Annotated in this window: 12 protein-coding genes; 7 read left to right on the top strand and 5 right to left on the bottom strand. The window is 65.3% G+C overall.

What is annotated here, in order from left to right; all coding sequences use genetic code 11:
• The 3 genes from AC1DYI_RS03830 to AC1DYI_RS03820 form a co-directional block, all read left to right on the top strand.
• A partial coding sequence (locus AC1DYI_RS03830) for an alpha-amylase family glycosyl hydrolase (protein WP_477202745.1) occupies positions 1-1,406 on the top strand: 1,406 nt, incomplete at its 5' end.
• Positions 1,403-4,093: a glycoside hydrolase family 13 protein gene (locus AC1DYI_RS03825; protein ID WP_477202744.1), complete on the top strand. Its 2,691-nt coding sequence runs from the start codon at positions 1,403-1,405 to the stop codon at positions 4,091-4,093. The genes AC1DYI_RS03830 and AC1DYI_RS03825, both read left to right, overlap by 4 nt.
• Positions 4,090-5,460 (top strand): MATE family efflux transporter, encoded by a 1,371-nt coding sequence (locus tag AC1DYI_RS03820; protein WP_477202743.1) that lies wholly within the window; start codon positions 4,090-4,092, stop codon positions 5,458-5,460. The genes AC1DYI_RS03825 and AC1DYI_RS03820 overlap by 4 nt, the downstream gene beginning before the upstream one ends.
• 30 nt (positions 5,461-5,490) lie before the next feature.
• On the opposite strand, the gene AC1DYI_RS03815 is transcribed toward AC1DYI_RS03820, so the two are convergent.
• The 5 genes from AC1DYI_RS03815 to glk form a co-directional block, all read right to left on the bottom strand.
• Entirely contained in the window at positions 5,491-6,042 is a 552-nt protein-coding gene (locus AC1DYI_RS03815) for a hypothetical protein (RefSeq protein WP_477202742.1), read from the bottom strand.
• Between the two features lie 2 nt (positions 6,043-6,044).
• The gene (locus AC1DYI_RS03810; protein ID WP_477202741.1) at positions 6,045-7,583 is read right to left on the bottom strand and encodes a tryptophan halogenase family protein; all 1,539 of its coding nucleotides are present in this window, start codon (positions 7,581-7,583) and stop codon (positions 6,045-6,047) included.
• A gap of 114 nt (positions 7,584-7,697) precedes the next feature.
• A complete protein-coding gene (locus tag AC1DYI_RS03805; protein ID WP_477202740.1) occupies positions 7,698-10,640 on the bottom strand; it encodes a TonB-dependent receptor in 2,943 nt (980 codons plus the stop codon).
• A 377-nt stretch (positions 10,641-11,017) separates the two neighbouring features.
• Positions 11,018-11,998 (bottom strand): alpha/beta hydrolase, encoded by a 981-nt coding sequence (locus AC1DYI_RS03800; RefSeq protein WP_477202739.1) that lies wholly within the window; start codon positions 11,996-11,998, stop codon positions 11,018-11,020.
• A gap of 58 nt (positions 11,999-12,056) precedes the next feature.
• Positions 12,057-13,073, bottom strand: coding sequence for a glucokinase (glk, locus tag AC1DYI_RS03795; RefSeq protein ID WP_477202738.1), 1,017 nt, complete (start codon positions 13,071-13,073; stop codon positions 12,057-12,059).
• Between the two features lie 336 nt (positions 13,074-13,409).
• Here glk and AC1DYI_RS03790 point away from each other — a divergent pair, with 336 nt between their 5' ends.
• From AC1DYI_RS03790 to AC1DYI_RS03775, 4 genes are all read left to right on the top strand, one after another.
• Positions 13,410-14,030, top strand: coding sequence for a lysophospholipid acyltransferase family protein (locus AC1DYI_RS03790; protein WP_477202737.1), 621 nt, complete (start codon positions 13,410-13,412; stop codon positions 14,028-14,030).
• A gap of 7 nt (positions 14,031-14,037) precedes the next feature.
• Positions 14,038-15,018 carry a phosphatidate cytidylyltransferase gene (locus AC1DYI_RS03785; RefSeq protein WP_477202736.1) on the top strand — a complete coding sequence of 327 codons (981 nt, stop codon included), beginning with the start codon at positions 14,038-14,040 and terminating at the stop codon, positions 15,016-15,018.
• Entirely contained in the window at positions 15,015-15,572 is a 558-nt protein-coding gene (ruvC, locus tag AC1DYI_RS03780; protein ID WP_477202735.1) for a crossover junction endodeoxyribonuclease RuvC, read from the top strand. The genes AC1DYI_RS03785 and ruvC overlap by 4 nt, the downstream gene beginning before the upstream one ends.
• Before the next feature lie 348 nt (positions 15,573-15,920).
• Positions 15,921-16,784: a DUF3472 domain-containing protein gene (locus AC1DYI_RS03775; protein WP_477202734.1), complete on the top strand. Its 864-nt coding sequence runs from the start codon at positions 15,921-15,923 to the stop codon at positions 16,782-16,784.
• Positions 16,785-16,811 lie beyond the last annotated feature (27 nt).

The following is a 16,811-nucleotide window of genomic DNA, read 5'->3' as shown; positions in this document are numbered from 1 at the left end:
ACCTCTACCCCGCGCCGAAAGTGCTGCGCGGCTGGGACGAGCTGCCGCGCGCCGGCAAGTACCTGTCCGACGCCAAGGTCTGGAGCCACGAGATCGACTTCTGGGGTGGCGACCTGCCCAGCCTCAGCAGCAAGCTGGACCACGTGCAGCAGCTGGGCGCCGACGTGCTGTACCTGAACCCGATCCACCTGGCCTACACCAACCACAAATACGACGCGCTGGACTACAAGGTCGTCTCACCCGAGTACGGCACGCGCGAAGACGTGAAAGCCCTGGCCGCCAACCTGCATGGCCGCCACATGAAGCTGGTGCTCGACGGGGTGTTCAACCACATGGGCCGCAACTCGCTGGTCTTCAAGCAGGCCGACGCGAGCCTGGACAACCCGTACCGACAGTGGTTCGTCTTCGGCCCGCAGTACGAAGGTGGCGTGCGCACCTGGGCACTGGCGCAGAACCTGCCCGAGCTGAATCTCGAGAACCCTGAGGTTCGTGACCACCTCTACGCCAAGCCCGACTCGGTCGTGCGCGGCTACCTGCGCGACGGCATCGACGGTTGGCGACTCGACGTCGCCTTCGACATCGGCCCTGACTTCCTGAATGAACTGACCCAGGCCGCGCACCGCGAGAAGCCCGGCTCGCTGGTCATCGGCGAAATCGCCAACTACCCGAAGGAATGGTTCCCAGCCGTCGACGGCGTGCTCGGCTTCACGCTGCGCCAGCTGATCCTGCGCACGGCCAGCGGTCAGCTCGAGCCCACCGCCGCTGCGCGCATGGTCAACCGCATGGTCGAAGAGACCGGCGTCGAGCCAATGCTCAAGAGCTGGCTCTACCTCGGCAACCATGACACCGCTCGCCTGGCCACCACTCTGCCCGACGAACGCCAGCGCCGCCTCGCGCAGGTGCTGCAGTTCACGCTACCCGGCTCACCCAACCTGTACTACGGCGACGAGCTGGGCATGCTGGGCGGCGAAGACCCTGAGATGCGTGCACCGATGCGTTGGGACCAGGCCACGCCCGACAACGCAGCGCTGGCGTGGACCAAACTGCTGGTCAGGATGCACCACGGCGAGCGCGCACTGAGAGTCGGCAACTTCCGCCTGCTCGAAAGCCAGCGCCTGTTCGCGTTCGAGCGCTACACCGACCGGGCCCGCGACGCCGTATTCGTGCTGGTCAACCCGAGCAACGCCGATGTCACCGACACGGTGCTGATCCCCGACTCGAAGATCATGGACGGCACCCGCCTGGTCGACCTGATCGGCGTGCCCAAGGACGCAGCCAAGCCTGCCGAGCGACTGCGTGTGAATTCGGCTCTGCTGCAGGTCACCGTGCCGGCCGGCTCGTTCCTGGTCCTGAAGCCCGAAATCACGCCGCCTGGCGGCTACACCAACTACAAGCGGGTGCAATGACGGGAGGCGCACGCCAACGGTTTGCTCATGTCGTTGGCGCTGCGCTGGGGCTGTTCGCGGCGCAAGCCAGTGCCGCCGGCGCTCCCCCTTGTTCTACCGACCCGCTGGCCGGCCGTGCGCTGTACCTGCGCGGCAGCTTCAACGCCTGGGCCGCCGACGATGCCTACCGCCTGCGCTGGGCCTGCGACCGCTACGTGCTGGTCACCCGACTGACCGGTGATCAACGTTTCAAGATCGGCGACGAACCCTGGTCGCCCGATGCCGACTTCGGCCAGGGCCGCGGCGCGCAATTGCAGCGCCAGGGCCCTGACATCACGCGCCGTTTCAACGGCACCCACCGCATCACGCTGACGATGAGCCCCGACACCCTTGCCACCCCGACCCTGAGCGTTGAAGACTGCCCCAGCGCAGCGCCGCCATTCGGCGAGACCGTGCTGTACCTGCGCGGCTCAATGAACAACTGGGCCGCGCTCGACGAGTACGCGCTGCAGTACAGCTGCGACGCCTACTACCTGAACACCAAGCTCAAAGGCAAGCACGAGTTCAAGCTGGCCGATGCGGCGTGGACACCATCGTTGACTTCGGAAGGGCAGACGCTCGACTTCGACGGTGAGCAGACGCTGCGCGCGGTGATCGTCGCCGAGCGTCCGCTGATCAGCCTGGGCCCGAAGACCTTTGCCGACCCGAACGCGCGACCGGTCGAGCACCCGGTGGCGCAAAGCCTGTGCTTCGATTCGCGCGCTCTGGCGCACAAGACCCCCTTCGGCGCGGTGGTCGAAAACACGCTGGTCCAGTTCGCCGTCAACGCGAAGCCGGGTGTGTCGAAGCTGACCCTGGTCATCGAACAGCGCAAGCTCGAAGGCAACCAGGAGGTGCTGGAGTACCTGCCGGTCGCCCGCGTGCCGATGGTGCGCGAAGCCACCAGCGGTGGCGAAGAACGCTGGACCACACAGCATCGCTTCGGCGCCAAGGCCGTCTACGGCTACTGGTTCGAGGCCGAGATCGACGGCCAGACCTTCGTGCTGCAGAACAACGCCGAAGCCGTCTTCTGGACGCGCGAGAAGGGCAGCCACGGTGCAGGCGCGGTGGCAACGCTGCCGACTCGCACCAGCGCCATCCGCCGCTTTCGCCAGACCGTCTACGACGCCAACTTCAAGGTGCCGGACTACGCGCCCGACCTCGTCTACTACTACATCTTCCCCGAGCGCTTTCGCAACGGCGACAAGCGCAACGATCCCCAACCGGGGAAGGACCGCTACCAGGATCAGACTGTCGAGCTGCACCGCCACTGGAACGACAAGCCCTGGAAGCCCGGCACCGGCGACGGCTCGGACGCGGTCTACAACAACGACTTCTTCGGCGGCGACCTGGCCGGCATCATCGACAAGCTCGACTACATCCGCGAGCTCGGTGCCAACGCGATCTACATGACGCCGATCTTCCAGGCCGCCAGCAACCACAAGTACGACACCGCCGACTACCACCGCGTCGACCCGGCCTTCGGCACGAACGAAGACTTCGAGCGCCTGTGCCGCGAAGCAGCGAAACGAGGCATCCGCGTGATCCCCGACGCGTCGCTGAACCATGTCGGCAGCGACTCGGTCTACTTCAACCGCTACGGCAACCACGGCGACCATGGCGCGTTCCAGAACGGCCGCATCAATGCGGCCTCGCCCTACGCCAGCTGGTTCACGCTCGACGCAAAACAGACCGACCCGGACAAGCAGTTCAAAGGCTGGGTCGGTGTGCGCGACCTGCCCGAGCTGGACAAGGCCTCGCCCGCCTGGCGCGCCTTTGCCTACGGCGACAAGAACTCGGTGATGAAGACCTGGCTCGACCGTGGCGCGGCCGGCTGGCGCATGGACGTGGCGCCGTGGGTGCCCGACGACTTCTGGCGCGAATGGCGCGCCGCGATCAAGGCCCACAAGCCCGATGCGATCACGATCGCCGAGACATGGTTCGACAGCTCGAAGTACTTCCTCGGCGACACCTTCGACTCGACGATGAACTACATCTTCCGCAACACGCTGCTCGAGTACGCAGCCGGCGGCGATTCGAGCCTGCTCTATCGCAACATCGAGGCCATGCGCGAGGCCTACCCGCCGCAGGCCTTCTATGCGCTGATGAACCTGCTATCCACGCATGATCAAGCACGCTCACTGCACGTGCTGGGCTGGACAGATGGCGCCTCGCCCGAGGCGATATCGCTGGCCAAGCGCCGCTACCGGATGGCGCTGCTGTTCCAGATGACCTTCCCCGGCGCACCGGCGGTCTACTACGGCGACGAGGTCGGCGTGACCGGCGGCGACGATCCGTACAACCGCGCGACCTACCCATGGGCCGACGAAGGCGGCAAGCCTGACGAAGCGATGCTGGCCGAGTTCAAGCGGCTGATCGCGCTGCGCCACGCCGAGCCGGTGCTGCGTCGCGGCAGCCTCGAGGCGCCGCTGTTCACCGACGCGCACGCGATCGTGCTGGCGCGGCGACTGGACAAGCGATGGGCGCTCACGGCGACCAACAACGCCGATGCGCCGCGGACGGTGAGCGTCACGTTGCCCGCCGGTGCGCCAGCTCGCTGGTCCGATGCTTTGAATGGCAACCATCCGGCCGCGATTGCCGAGAACAGGCAGCTGACGCTGCAGTTGCCTGCACTCGGTGGCGTGGTGCTGCTATCTTCAGCTGAATGACCCCTGCCCCGCCGCGCCCGCGGCTGTTCACACTGGCCTGGCCGCTGTTCGTCGAGTTCCTGCTGGGCATCGGGGTCGGCGTGGTCGGCACCGCACTGGCGGCTCGCATGTCCGACGCGGCAGGCGCCGGCTTTGCACTGTCGAACCAGATCGCGGCGACGCTGTTCATCGTCTTTCGCATCATCGGCGCCGGCATCGGCGTGGTGATCACGCAGAACCTGGGCGGCGGCCAACACGCGGGAGCCGAACGCGTCGCCCGCGCGGCGCTCGGCGCCAGCACCTGGATCGGCGGCGCGACCGCATTGCTCGCCTTCTTCGGCGCCGCACCGATGCTGCGCCTGATGAGCGCACCAGCCGAAGTCATGCCGTTGGCCGTGCCCTTCCTGACCGTGCTGGCGCCGGCGCTGCTGCTCGATGCCTGGAACGCGGCGATGGCCGGCGTGATGCGTGCCCACCTGCGCACGCGCGACACACTGGCGGTGATCATCGCGATGCACGCCAGCCACTTGGCACTGGCCATTCCGTTGATGGTCGGCGCGGGCCCGCTGCCAGCGCTGGGCCTGCCCGGCTTCGCACTCGCATTGGGGGCGAGCCGCGTGCTCGGCGTTGCGCTGCACCTGTGGCTGTGGCGCCTGCGCCTGAACCTGGTGCCGCACTGGCGCGACTGGTGGCACGCACCGCGGCGCGAGCTGGCCGCGATGTTGCACATCGGGCTGCCCGGCGCAGCCGAGAACATCGCCTACCGGCTGGCCTTCATGGTCAGCGTGGCGGTCGCCGCGCAACTCGGCGCACAGGCGTTGGCGACGCAGGCCTATGCCTCGCAGCTGATGTACGGCGTGCTGCTGTTCGGCCTAGCCACCGGCCTGGGCGTCGAGATCCTCGTCGGCCACCTGATCGGCGCCGGCCATTGGCACGAGGCGCACAAGCTGGTGCGCCGCGCGATGGCGCGTGGGCTGATGGTCAGCGTCGCGGTGGCAAGCGTCGTCGCGCTGACCTCACCCTGGCTGCTGCGCCTGTTCACGCACGACCCACAAATCATCGCCGCCGGCCAGATGCTGCTGTGGATGACCATCGTGCTGGAGCCCGGCCGCACCTTCAACCTGGTCGTCATCAACGCGCTGCGCGCCGCCGGCGACGCCCGCTACCCGGTCGCCGTCGGCTCGGTCTCGATGCTGATCGTGCTGGCCGGCGGCAGCTGGCTGCTCGGCATCCACTTCGGCTGGGGCCTGCCCGGCCTGTGGCTCGCCTACGCCGCCGACGAATGGATCCGCGGCCTGCTGATGTGGCGCCGCTGGGCGACGCTGGGATGGCTGCCGCATGCGCGGGCAGTAAGGCGGCGGTTGCAGGCCGCGCAGGTCGGCGGGTAGTGCTCAAGGGCCACTGCCCGCAAACCTTTGCTACTTCGACGGCGCGACTCGCTTCGGAAGAACGGGCGGCCGGACGGTGACCTCGCCCTTCGCGTCGGAGACGTAACCCTGGATCGTGCGGCGAGCACGAATCCGGCTGCGGTCGATGACGTCGGCACAGCGAAAGTAGAGAAACACGGCCTCGTAGCGGTAAATACCGTCCATCGGCGCGAACTTCGACATGTCGATCGATACCTTCCGCTGGGAGCCGGGTTCGAGGATCAGGTAGGGCTCGGAATAGTTGACCCCCAGGTGGTCTTCGAAGGGCGGATCCGAGATCTCATTGAGCTCCACCAGCCCGTCGTCTTTGCCCGTGAACTCCACGTGCTGAGCGTCCAGTGATCCGTAGCTGATGCAGTAGAAGTCCTCGTCACGGTTGCGCAGCACATAACTGACGATGTAGCTGCCGAGCACATCAACGGATTCGATGGAAATGTCGAGATTGCCTTTGCTGACGCGCAGTGGCTCATTTGCATTGGCGAAACTTCCCCATGCCAGGACGAGGAGAGCCGCCCACCTTGGGAGCGCAGCGCAGGAATTCATGCCTATCCTAGTCGCCCGTCCTGTCGGATCCCAGCTGGCGGCGCCTTGCAATTCTTGTCGATATAGGCCTGGTGGTCCGGCATCACGTCGACACATTTGACGATGACCTGACGCACGCTCTCCAGGTACTCCGCGATCGAATCTTCGGATTGCAGGTCGACCAGCGGGTGGTAGGACTTGGGCACCAGGTTCTGGCCTTCGAACACCTGCAGCCAGCTGAACTCGGTGAACAGCTCGTTGTCGATGCGCACCATGCGGCCGTGCGTCTGGAACAGCTCGATCTTGTGCGCCAACGAATCGGGGATCGCCATGTCGGCACAGGCGCGCCAGAACGGCGAATCGTCGCGCTGGTTCAGCTTGTAGTGCAGGATGATGAAGTCGCGGATGCGCTCGTACTCGAAGCGCGACTGGCGGTTGTATTCGGCGATGTCGACCGGGTTGAAGCCCTGGTCGGGGAAGTAGTCGATCAGGCGCTGGATCGACGACTGGATCAGGTGGATGCTGGTCGACTCCAACGGCTCCATGAAGCCACTGGCCAGGCCGACCGAGACGACGTTCTTGTTCCAGGCCTGCTTGCGCATCCCGGTGGTGAAGCGGATCGGCCGTGGGTCAGCCTGCGGCTTGCCATCCAGGTTGGACAGCAGCGTCGCTGCGGCCTCGTCGTCGCTGATGAACTGGCTGCAGTAGACGTGGCCATTGCCGATGCGGTGCTGCAGCGGAATGCGCCACTGCCAACCGGCGCGGTGTGCAGTCGAACGCGTGTAGGGCGTCAGCTTCGGCGCCGAGTCGCAAGGCACGGCCAGCGCACGGTCGCACGGCAGCCAATGCGTCCAGTCTTCATAGCCGGTCTTCAGCGTCTGCTCGATCAGCAGGCCGCGGAAGCCCGAGCAATCGATGAAGAACTCGCCCTCGACGCGCTCGCCGCTGGCCAGCACCACCGCGTCGACGTGGCCATCGTTTTCGCGCTGCGAGACACGGTCGATGCGGCCTTCGATACGTTGTACGCCCTTCGCCTCGGAGAACCGCCGCAGGAAGCGCGCGTACAGGCTCGCATCGAAGTGATAGGCATAGGCGATGTCGTTCAGCGGCGAGTTCGGCACGTTCGGCTGCGGCGGCAGGAAGCGGTCGAGCTTGCTTGCCATGCGGGTGATGCAGTACTGCTCCAGCGGCTTGGCGCGGCCCAGCGCCTGCATCTTCTGCCAGTACTGGTCGAAGCGCACCGTCCACAGGTCCTGGCCGATCTTGCCGAAACCGTGCATGTAGCGGTCGCCCAGCTTGCCCCAGTTGACGAACTCGATGCCGAGCTTGAAGGTGCCTTGCGTCGCCTTGATGAACTCGGCCTCGTCGATGCCGACGATCTTGTTGAAGATCTGGATCATCGGGATCGTCGCCTCGCCGACGCCGACGACGCCGATCTCGTCCGACTCAACGACTCGGATCTGATAGCGGCCCTTCAATGCGGTGGCAAAGGCCGCGGCAGTCATCCAGCCGGCAGTGCCGCCGCCAACGATGACGATGGTTTTCAACAGGTCGGTCTGCATCGTGCACCTTGTGAACAGGTCAAGCGGAAAACGAAGCGGGGGCCTCGTGGCCCCCGGCGATGAACGCGCGGGTGGACAGGCTTCGCAGCCATGCCACCCACCGAACCCGGTCGATCAGAACTTGTAGTTCAGGCCGATCAGGTAGGACTTGCCGAACTTCTTGCGGTTGGTGACGTTGCCGTTGTTGGCATCGTATTCCGCGTACTCCGAGTTCGTCAGGTTGTTGGCCTGCGCCAGGATCGAGAAGCCTTTCAGGAAGCCCCAATCGAAGTCGTAGGCGGCCTGAACGTCCAGCTGCGATTCGGCTTTCACATAGACCAGCTGGGTCTTGTCCTGGTAGTCGGAGATCGAGCCCAGGTAGGCCGAGCGATCGCGGCGAGCCACCGCGACCTGGAACCCGTACTTCTCGTAGTACAAGCGCAGGTTGGTCACTTCCTTCGACAGGCCCGGCAGCGGGATGTTCGGTGTGTTGACGTTCTGGCCTGAGAAACCCGAGGCCGGCAACTTGACCGAGCTGTCGGTGTTCGAGTAGTTGGCCATCACGCCAAAACCGTCGAGCCAGTTGCTGACCAGCGAGAGCGGGACGTTCACGGCCAACTCGACGCCGCTGATGGTGCCACCCTTGCCGTTGACAGGCAGCGTGATGTCACCCACCGTACCCGCCGGCGGGATGGTGTTGCCCGGCGTCAGCAGACCCGCGAAGTCGTAGCCTTGCCGAGTCACCTTCAGGATATAGGTGTCCAGATCCTTGTAGAAGCCGGCCACCGAGACGTAGCCCTTCTTGCCGAAGTACTTCTCGTACGACAGGTCCAAGGCGTTGGCGCGGAACGGCTCCAAGTCTGGGTTGCCCGCAGTGCCGTTGAAGTACGGCGTGCGCGAGGAGCCATCGGCATTCTTTCCGTCGCTCTTGACACTGAAGTCAATGGTCGGCTTCATGTCCTCCATGTTGGGGCGCGCCAGCACGCGGCCGAGGCCCAAACGCACGACGTTTTCACCGCCCAGGTCGGCCGCCAGATTCAGACTGGGCAGCACGTCAGTGAAGCTGTGGCTCGACGTGAGCGCCGTGTAGTCGCAGCTGTGGGTGCCACCATTGCAAGTGGCCTGGTTGACGCGGAATCCGGTCGTCGACTGGCGGGTGCCGATCATCTGCACACCGACGTTGCCGCGCAGCGCGATGCCACCAATCTCGCTGTCGATGTCGCCCTTCATGAAGACGGTGCTGACGTTTTCCTTCACGCCCCAGGTCTTGCCGATGATGTCGTGATCCGACCAAGGGTTCAGCTGGTACACCGAGCCAAGCGAGCCGGCCGGATTCCAGTTCAGGGTCGGGATGCCCGTCAGGCCTCCGACGCCAGGCGACGCATTGGGGATGTCGGCAGAGATCAACCGATCGATCACGTTCCCGTCAGCGTCCAGCGCGCCCGGCAGCACCAGCGCGCCTTCGCGGGTCACGCGGTCCTTGGTGCGCGTCGAAACGTTCAAGCCACCATTGACCGAGACGATCGGGCCCCAAGCCACGTCATGGCCGGCCACGAACTTCAGCGCGTCGATCTTGTCGGTCGTGATCGGGTTGGCGTAGTAGCCGTCTTGCACGCCGCTGCCGCCAGCCCAACCCTGCACGTCCGTCAGCTTGATCAGGTTCGGGTCGGAGTAGTTCAGGCCGCTGGTGTAGTGCACATCGGCGAGGTTGCTGCCGTTGAAACCTGTCCAGGAAATGGTGTCGTCAGCGTTGTACGCGTTGCCCGGGATGCCGGCTGTCGTCTCGAAACGCTCGGACACCTTCCTCACCTTCGAGTGGGACAAGTCGAAGTTCAGCTTCCAGTCGCCAGCCTTGAAGGTGTTGCCCCAGCCGATGGACGTCAGCTCGTCGGTGTAATCCTCGTTGTGGTTGCGGATCACACCCTTCCAGTTCTCGAACGTACCGGAAGTCACCACGCCGTTGCTGATGGTGGCGTCGACCAACCGACCACCCTGGTCGTTCGCGCCAGAGGACAAGGCACCGACCGGGCCTTCGAGGCCGCGCTTCATGACCGAGAACTTGCCCTTCGAATACAGCACGTCGAGCGTCGACTCGAACTCCTTGCTGGGTTTGAACTGCAGCACCGCCAACCCGGCGTCGCGGCTGAAGTTGGTGGTCTCGATGTCGGTCGTGAACCCACCAGGCACCTTCACGCAGGTGCCGGGAGGCGTCCAGTCGTCCGGTGCGCCATCGGGTTTGTTGCAGGCGCTGGTGGTGTTGCTCGCGGTGTCGTACAGCGGAACCCAACCACCCCAGGTGTTGAAGTTCGGCCGGCCGCCGCCCTTGTTTTCGTGGTGGGTGTAGCCCAGTGCGACACCCAGCTTGCGGTCAGCGAACTGGTCGATGTAGGACAGTGAGGCACGGTCACCGCTGCCGGTGCTGAAACCGGGCTTGTTCTCGGCCTTGCTGGTCGACTCATGGCGGTAGTTGACGACGAACGCGCGCTCAGCGAAGTTGAGCGGACGCACGGTCTGCATGTCGGTGGTCGACGACAGGCCCTGGCCCATCAACGACGCATCGGACGTTTTGTAGACGACGATGCTGCCCAGCAGCTCGGCCGGGTACTGGTCGAACTCGACGCTGCGGCTGGAGCCGGTGGAAGCCTGCTCGCGACCGTTCAAAAGGCCACCGTTGAAGTCGGGCGCCATGCCGCGCACGCTGATCTGCTGCGCGCGGCCGGTCACCGTGCTGCGCTGCGTCGTCACGCCCGGCAGGCGTGAGATCGACTCGGCGACGCTGACGTCGGGCAGCTTGCCGATGTCTTCGGCCGAGATCGCTTCGACGATCGAGTCGGAATTCTTCTTGATGGCGATCGCCGCTTCGATGCCTCGGCGGATACCCGTCACCGTGACGGTCTGGACCTCTTCGGTGGCCTTGTCTTTCTTGTCGGCTTCCTTGGCGGGCTCGGTCTGCGCATAGGCCACGCCGGTCGCAAAGATCAACGCCGAGCAGGCCGCCGCGACTGGGTTGATCTGGAAGGCGCTGCGCGGTGCATAGCCCACGGGGCTCGCTCGGCGCTTTTTGTTGGTCATTGTCATCGGGGACTCCTCAAGCTCTTGGAACACACACGCACCACAGCCCAACACGACGGTTCTTCCCTCTCAGACAGAAGCGCCGATTTGCAGCTTGTAAGGAATTCTGTACTAAAACTAGATTGGCAACCACCTCAGGCAATCCCTTAGTGGTGCAGGACTGCCCCGTAAAAGGTCACACTCATAGAGGAGAGCATGGCGTGCAACCTCTGCCCATCGAGTCAAAAGTGCCCAAGAATGGGGCGTACTTGATGGCCAAAGAGCATGTAGTGTGACTACATTTCGCGCTTTTCGCCACAAGCCAGGCGCGAGCTTTCCCTGACGAGCGCTTTCAGCGCTTGCCAAGTCGACCCGACAGGGAACAGGGAGTTGGAGCGAAAAGATCAGGCCGGCAGCAGCCAGGCCAGCGCCGGACCCAGGCGGGCCCGCCAGGCGCGTTCGTGGTGGTCGGCCCCTGCAAAAGCGAGGCTTTGCAGGTCGACACCGCGCCGGTAGCCACGCGCAGCAGCCAGGGCGTCGACCGCCTGTTGATGCGGCGCATACAGCGCATCGAGGTGGCGATCACCGTGATCGAAATACAGCCGGTGCCGGCCCGCGGGCGGCAGCGCATCGGCCAGCCAGGCACGGCCGGCTTCGGCAATGGGCTGCAGGCGCCGATCGCCGCCGCGCCGAAGCAGCAGCGGGTTGATCGACAAAGGCCAATGGGTGGACAGGCAGGCCGCGGCACCAAAAACCTCGGGGCAGGTGACCAGCGCATTGAGCGACGCGAGGGCACCCATGCTCGAGCCCATCACGGCCGTGTCGGCCAGGCCGGGCCGCGTGCGATAGCGCGCGTCGATGGCCGGCTTCAATTCTTCGACCAGGAAGCGCAGGTAGTCGTCGGAGAGCGCCTCGAAGGCCTCGGCGGGCGAATGCCCACCACGCGTCGCCACTTCATACAGCGACGCCGGCAAGCATCGCAATGCCGCCGCCGGCGCGTACTCGGCGTAGCGCCGCACGGTGCTCCAGATGCCGACCACGATCGTTGGTCGCATCCGGCCGGCGAGCATTTGCGTCGTCACGTGATGGCCAACGGCCCACGGGTGACCGGCCGTCGCGGTGGCGGGATCGAAAAGGTGCTGGCCGTCGTGCATGTAGAGCACGGCGTGCGGCCCGGCGTCGGGCTCGTCGTAGCCCGGCGGCAGCCAGACGTCGACTCGGCGGGGGATCACGTGCCGCGAGGGCCAGGCACCGAAACTTTCGAAACGGCCGCTCGCGTCCGGCGCGGCGGTCGACCACGCCGCGAACGGGTCGTCGACACCGACCAGCCGTTCGCGCCAGTCGACCCAGCGGTCCTTCAACACAGCGGTTAGGTGCGGCAGCACGGCGCGGCTCGTCAGCCCAGCTTGGGCACGGAAACCGCGCGGCTGCATCGCCTTCGCATCAACAGCCCGTCTGCTGCTCGATCGCCGCGGCAGCGCCGATCAGCGCCACCAGCGTGTCGGTGATCAGCGCGGTGGGGATGGCTTCGAGGTAGCCGCGGAAGCGCCCCTTGGCTTCGAAGCGCGCGCGGAACGTCGAGGCGAAGAATCGTTCTTCCATGCGCGGCACGATACCGCCACCGATGTAGATGCCGCCACGCGCGCCGAGCACCAGCGCGACGTTGCCGGCAAAGCCGCCGAGCAGCGAGCAGAACGCATCGAGGCTGCGGCTGGCTGCTTCGTCGGTGCGTGCGAGGCCGCAGTCCATGATCTGCTCTGCCGTCCACGGCTCGGCCACCGGCCGGCCCAGCACCTCGGCGACCGCGCGGTGCAGCACCGGCAGCCCGATGCCGGACAGCAGCCGCTCGGCCGACACGTGGTCGAAGTCCTTGCGCACGGCTCGCAGGATGTCGGACTCGAAGTCATCGCCCGGCGCGAGCGTGCTGTGCCCACCCTCGCCTGCCAGCGCCTGCCAACCTTGCGGTGTCTGCACCACGCCGCCCACACCAAGACCGGTGCCCGGGCCGATCACGGCCAAGGTGCCGTGCGGCTGCGGCAATGCGCCATGCGGGCGCAAGTGGCCGGCTCCGAGGTGCGGCAACGCGAGCGCCAGCGCCTCGAAGTCGTTCAACACCTGCAAGCCTTGCAAGCCCAGCTCGTCTTGCAGCGCCTGGCGCGAAAACGTCCAGTGGCTGTTGGTGAACGACACGCGGTCACCGACCACCGCCGTGGCCACCGCGATGGCCGCTTGCTGCGGCGGCTGGTAGGCCGACCCCAACTCAGCCGCCAGGCCCGCCAGGTAAGCGCGCGCGGCATCAACAGGCGCCGGGTACTCCGGCACCGCCAGCTTCTTCACATGGGCCGCACGAGACCCCGGCGCGGCCAGCCAGCCGAAGCGGGCGTTGGTGCCGCCAATGTCGGCCACCAGCCGCGGATAGGACGAGCCGGCATCGGGCAACGCGGTCGAAGCGGCACTCACACCGACACCCCCGAGGTCCGAGGGCGCGCCGACAGGGCCGAATGGATTGGAGATGTCGAGAAACAGGCGCCGGCGCCTGGAAGAAGACAGATTTGCACGTGTTGTTATCCAGCCGGTTAAGCCAACCCGGCGATCACCCACCCGCCGGCAGGCACCCCAGGAAAGCGTGGTCTCAAAATCGCAAGGTAGCAAAACTACATTGTCATCGCAAGCGAACGAACCCCGTCATACCTATGTAGAAGAAACATCCTCGTAATCCAAGTACAGAGCCATTTTCTTCAAATGTCGGGAAAGCGGTAGAACGGCGTCACTTACAAAGCAGCTACCATTCCTGCCATGACCCGAGCCGATCTGATGGGCCGGCTGCTGGCCTTCGTTGCGCGCCTGATCACTGGGGCGCAGGGGCACTGGAAAGGCTGCCCGCCCGAGGCGCTTCAGCGCATCTACTTTGCCAACCACCAGAGCCACCTCGATTGGGTGTTGATCTGGGCTGCCTTGCCGGGCGAATTACGTGCCCACACCCGGCCGATCGCCGCGAAAGACTATTGGACCGCCTCGCCGTTCAAGCATTGGCTGACGCGCGAGGTCTTCAACGCGGTCTATGTGAATCGCCAGCGCACCGATGACCAGGATCCGCTGGAGCCACTCGTGCAGGCGCTGCAGGCCGGCGATTCGCTGGTGATCTTTCCAGAGGGCACGCGCAGCCACCGCGGCGAGCCGCAGGCCTTCAAAAGCGGTCTTTACCACCTGGCGCAGCAGTTTCCGCAGGTGCAGTTGGTGCCGGCGTGGATCGACAACGTGCAGCGGGTGATGCCCAAGGGCGAAGTGGTGCCGGTGCCGATCCTATGCACCGTCACGTTCGGTGCGCCGCTGGCGCTGAAGCCGGACGAGGACAAGCGCGAATTCCTGGCCCGCGCCCGCGACGCGGTGGTCGCGCTGCGGCCCCTGGTGCTGTGAGCCGAACATGCTGAAGACCCTGCGCAACCTCAGCAGCGAACAGCAGGTCGGCCTGCTGTTCATCATCTTGTTCGGCGTGTTGCTGGCGGTCACCGTCGGCGCGCTGCTGGTCAGCCTGCAAGACCGGCCGTCGCTCTGGATCAAACGCCACGAGCGCTTCAGGCGCGACCTGCGCGCGGTGTGGGTCGGCGCGGTGGTGTTCTGGCTGGCGTGGATCTCGGGCCCGGTTGGTGCGACGCTGCTCTTCGGCGTGTTCTCCTTCCTGGCGCTGCGCGAGTTCATCACCTTGAGCCCGACACGGCGCAGCGACCACCGCAGCCTCATCCTGGCGTTCTTCATCGTGCTGCCGGTGCAGTACGTGCTGGTCGGCAACCAGAATTTCGACCTGTTCTCGGTCTTCATCCCGGTCTATGTGTTCCTGGCCATCCCGGTGATCAGCGCGCTGGCCGGTGACCCGGAGCGCTTCCTGGAGCGCAACGCGACGATCCAGTGGGGGATCATGGTCTGCGTCTACGGCCTGTCGCATGCGCCCGCCCTGCTTCTGCTGAACTTCCCGCATGTCGAAGCCGGCAGCGGCGCCTTCCTGGTCTTCTTCCTGGTGATGGTGGCCGCGATCGCGCAGATCACGCAAGAGGCCTTCAGCCGCTGGTTGCGATACCGGCCGTTGGCGCGCCAGATCAGCCGCTCGTTCTCTGCCCGCGCCTGGGCCATGGGCACGGTCACCAGTGGCCTGGCCGGCGGCCTGCTGTTCTGGATCACGCCGTTCAAGCTGCCGCAGGCGATCGCGATGGCCTTGATTGCCGGCGGTGCCGGCACGCTGGGCGAGTTCGTGATGAAGGCGCTGAAGAAGGACGCCGGCGTGGCCTACTGGGGCAACCAGGCCGCGGTGACAGGCGCTGTCGGTCTGCTGGACCGAGTCGCGCCGCTCGCGTTTGCGGCACCCGTCTTCTTCCACTCGGTGCGGTGGTACTTCAAACTCTCTCCGTGACCCGAGTCCTTGGTATCGACCCCGGCTTGCAATGCACCGGCTTCGGCGTGGTCGAGCAAGAAGGCAACAAGCTGCACTACGTGGCCAGCGGCACGATCCGCACCACCGGCGCCGGCATTGCGCAGGGCGATCTGCCCGCGCGGCTGAAGATCATCTTCGACGGTGTGCGCGAAGTGGCCGAGCGTTACCAGCCGACCAACGCGTCGGTCGAGATCGTGTTCGTCAACGTCAACCCGCAGAGCACGCTGCTGCTCGGCCAGGCGCGCGGTGCCGCATTGACCGCGCTGGTGACCGCCGGCCTGCCGGTGGCCGAATACACCGCGCTGCAGATGAAGAAGTCGGTCGTCGGGCATGGCCATGCGGCCAAGTCGCAGATCCAGGAGATGGTGATGCGGCTGCTGAACCTGCCCGGCCTGCCGGGCAAGGATGCGGCCGATGCGCTGGGGTTGGCGATCACCCATGCCCATGCAGGCGGCTCGTTCGCGGCGATGGCGCAGGCCACGTCGCTGAACCGTCGTACACACGCCCAGTTCCGCAAAGGCAGAACGTATTGACGAGCCCCGCGTAGCACGCGCGGCTTGTCTTGCCGGTCTTGCGCTTTGGCCACTGGGCCGCGCGGTCACCGGCAGCATTACGGCTGGCGTCTTGGAAACCAAATGCTGCCGGACCGGGTTTCCCGCAATTCCGGACGGCTCGGCACGCTTCCGAGAAAGACACGCCCAGGGCAAAGTGCGCAAGGTCTCGGACCAGACTTACTCCACCCCGCCTCGTCAAAGGAATGCTGAAGTCGACCACCGGCAACCAGTGTCATGTCGGGCTTCCCCACGATGCGCAAAAGGCTCCTGCGCGCGTACAGCGACAGGACGCTCCCCCGTCACGCGTCCATAGGAATATTCACAACCATGCGGAGCTTCAAGACTCTAAAAGTTCGCCTGAACTCTTCAGCTCATGGCGCAAGAGTGGCCGCCCTGATGGCATTTGGCGCCATGGTCACCCCGGCGCATGCTCTTTACACCAACTACGGTTTTGCCGACAGCACCCCGGTCTTCAACCTGGACATTTATTCGACGTGGGAGTTCAACCCAGCGCCGCCGAACAGTGTTTTTGCCGCCTACCAATTCTGGTTTGACGGTGGACCGGGAGGCTATATCGGCACCCAGATCGATACCCAGAAGAAGGCGATATTTGCCGTCTGGGATGACCAGGACAACTCGGGAACGGCACAACCGGTTTCCGGCAAGGGATGTGCGCGCTTCGACGGCGAAGGGTCCGGCGCCAGCTGCTTGATCCAATACAAGTGGGTGGCTGGTCACGAGTATCGGCAGCGGGTATGGGCCATCGGGTATGAAAACGGCGCCGAGCACTGGAAAGGAACCATCTACGACGTCACCACCGGGGTTGAAACGGTCCTGGGCGTCATCGCGGTCAAGGATGTCAACGGGCACCGCGGCTACGGCTGGCTGCAGCCTGGCGGTGTCACCTTCATCGAGTACTACGGCGGAGGGGCGTGCAACGAACACGCGCTCACGCGTGTCACCTGGCGTGGTCCGTTTGCCAACGGTGGCAGCGCGAAAGCCAATTCCGCCTCGGCCGCCTACGACCCGCATGGCTGCACCAACAGCAACGCGCGGGGCCTGCACAGGCCTCGGGTGGTCCAAGAGAGCGGCATCGGCATCGTCCGAACCACCCCCGACGGAACGCAACTGTGGAAGCGAAAGGACGGCAAGGAAACAGGTGCCGCCGACATTCGCAACGGGGCCGAATAGTCCGGACGGGGCCGACTAGACTTCCTT

Source organism: Ideonella sp. P3_A4 (assembly GCF_056403075.1).
This window is presented reverse-complemented; position numbering and strand designations above follow the sequence as displayed.

Excerpts from the sequence above, each read along its gene's own strand:
- AC1DYI_RS03825 (WP_477202744.1), top strand. The coding sequence starts at position 1,403 with ATGACGGGAGGCGCACGCCAACGGTTTGCTCATGTCGTTGGCGCTGCG.
- AC1DYI_RS03820 (WP_477202743.1), top strand. The coding sequence starts at position 4,090 with ATGACCCCTGCCCCGCCGCGCCCGCGGCTGTTCACACTGGCCTGGCCG.
- AC1DYI_RS03815 (WP_477202742.1), bottom strand. The coding sequence starts at position 6,042 with ATGAATTCCTGCGCTGCGCTCCCAAGGTGGGCGGCTCTCCTCGTCCTG.
- AC1DYI_RS03810 (WP_477202741.1), bottom strand. The coding sequence starts at position 7,583 with ATGCAGACCGACCTGTTGAAAACCATCGTCATCGTTGGCGGCGGCACT.
- AC1DYI_RS03805 (WP_477202740.1), bottom strand. The coding sequence starts at position 10,640 with ATGACAATGACCAACAAAAAGCGCCGAGCGAGCCCCGTGGGCTATGCA.
- AC1DYI_RS03790 (WP_477202737.1), top strand. The coding sequence starts at position 13,410 with ATGACCCGAGCCGATCTGATGGGCCGGCTGCTGGCCTTCGTTGCGCGC.
- AC1DYI_RS03785 (WP_477202736.1), top strand. The coding sequence starts at position 14,038 with ATGCTGAAGACCCTGCGCAACCTCAGCAGCGAACAGCAGGTCGGCCTG.
- AC1DYI_RS03775 (WP_477202734.1), top strand. The coding sequence starts at position 15,921 with ATGCGGAGCTTCAAGACTCTAAAAGTTCGCCTGAACTCTTCAGCTCAT.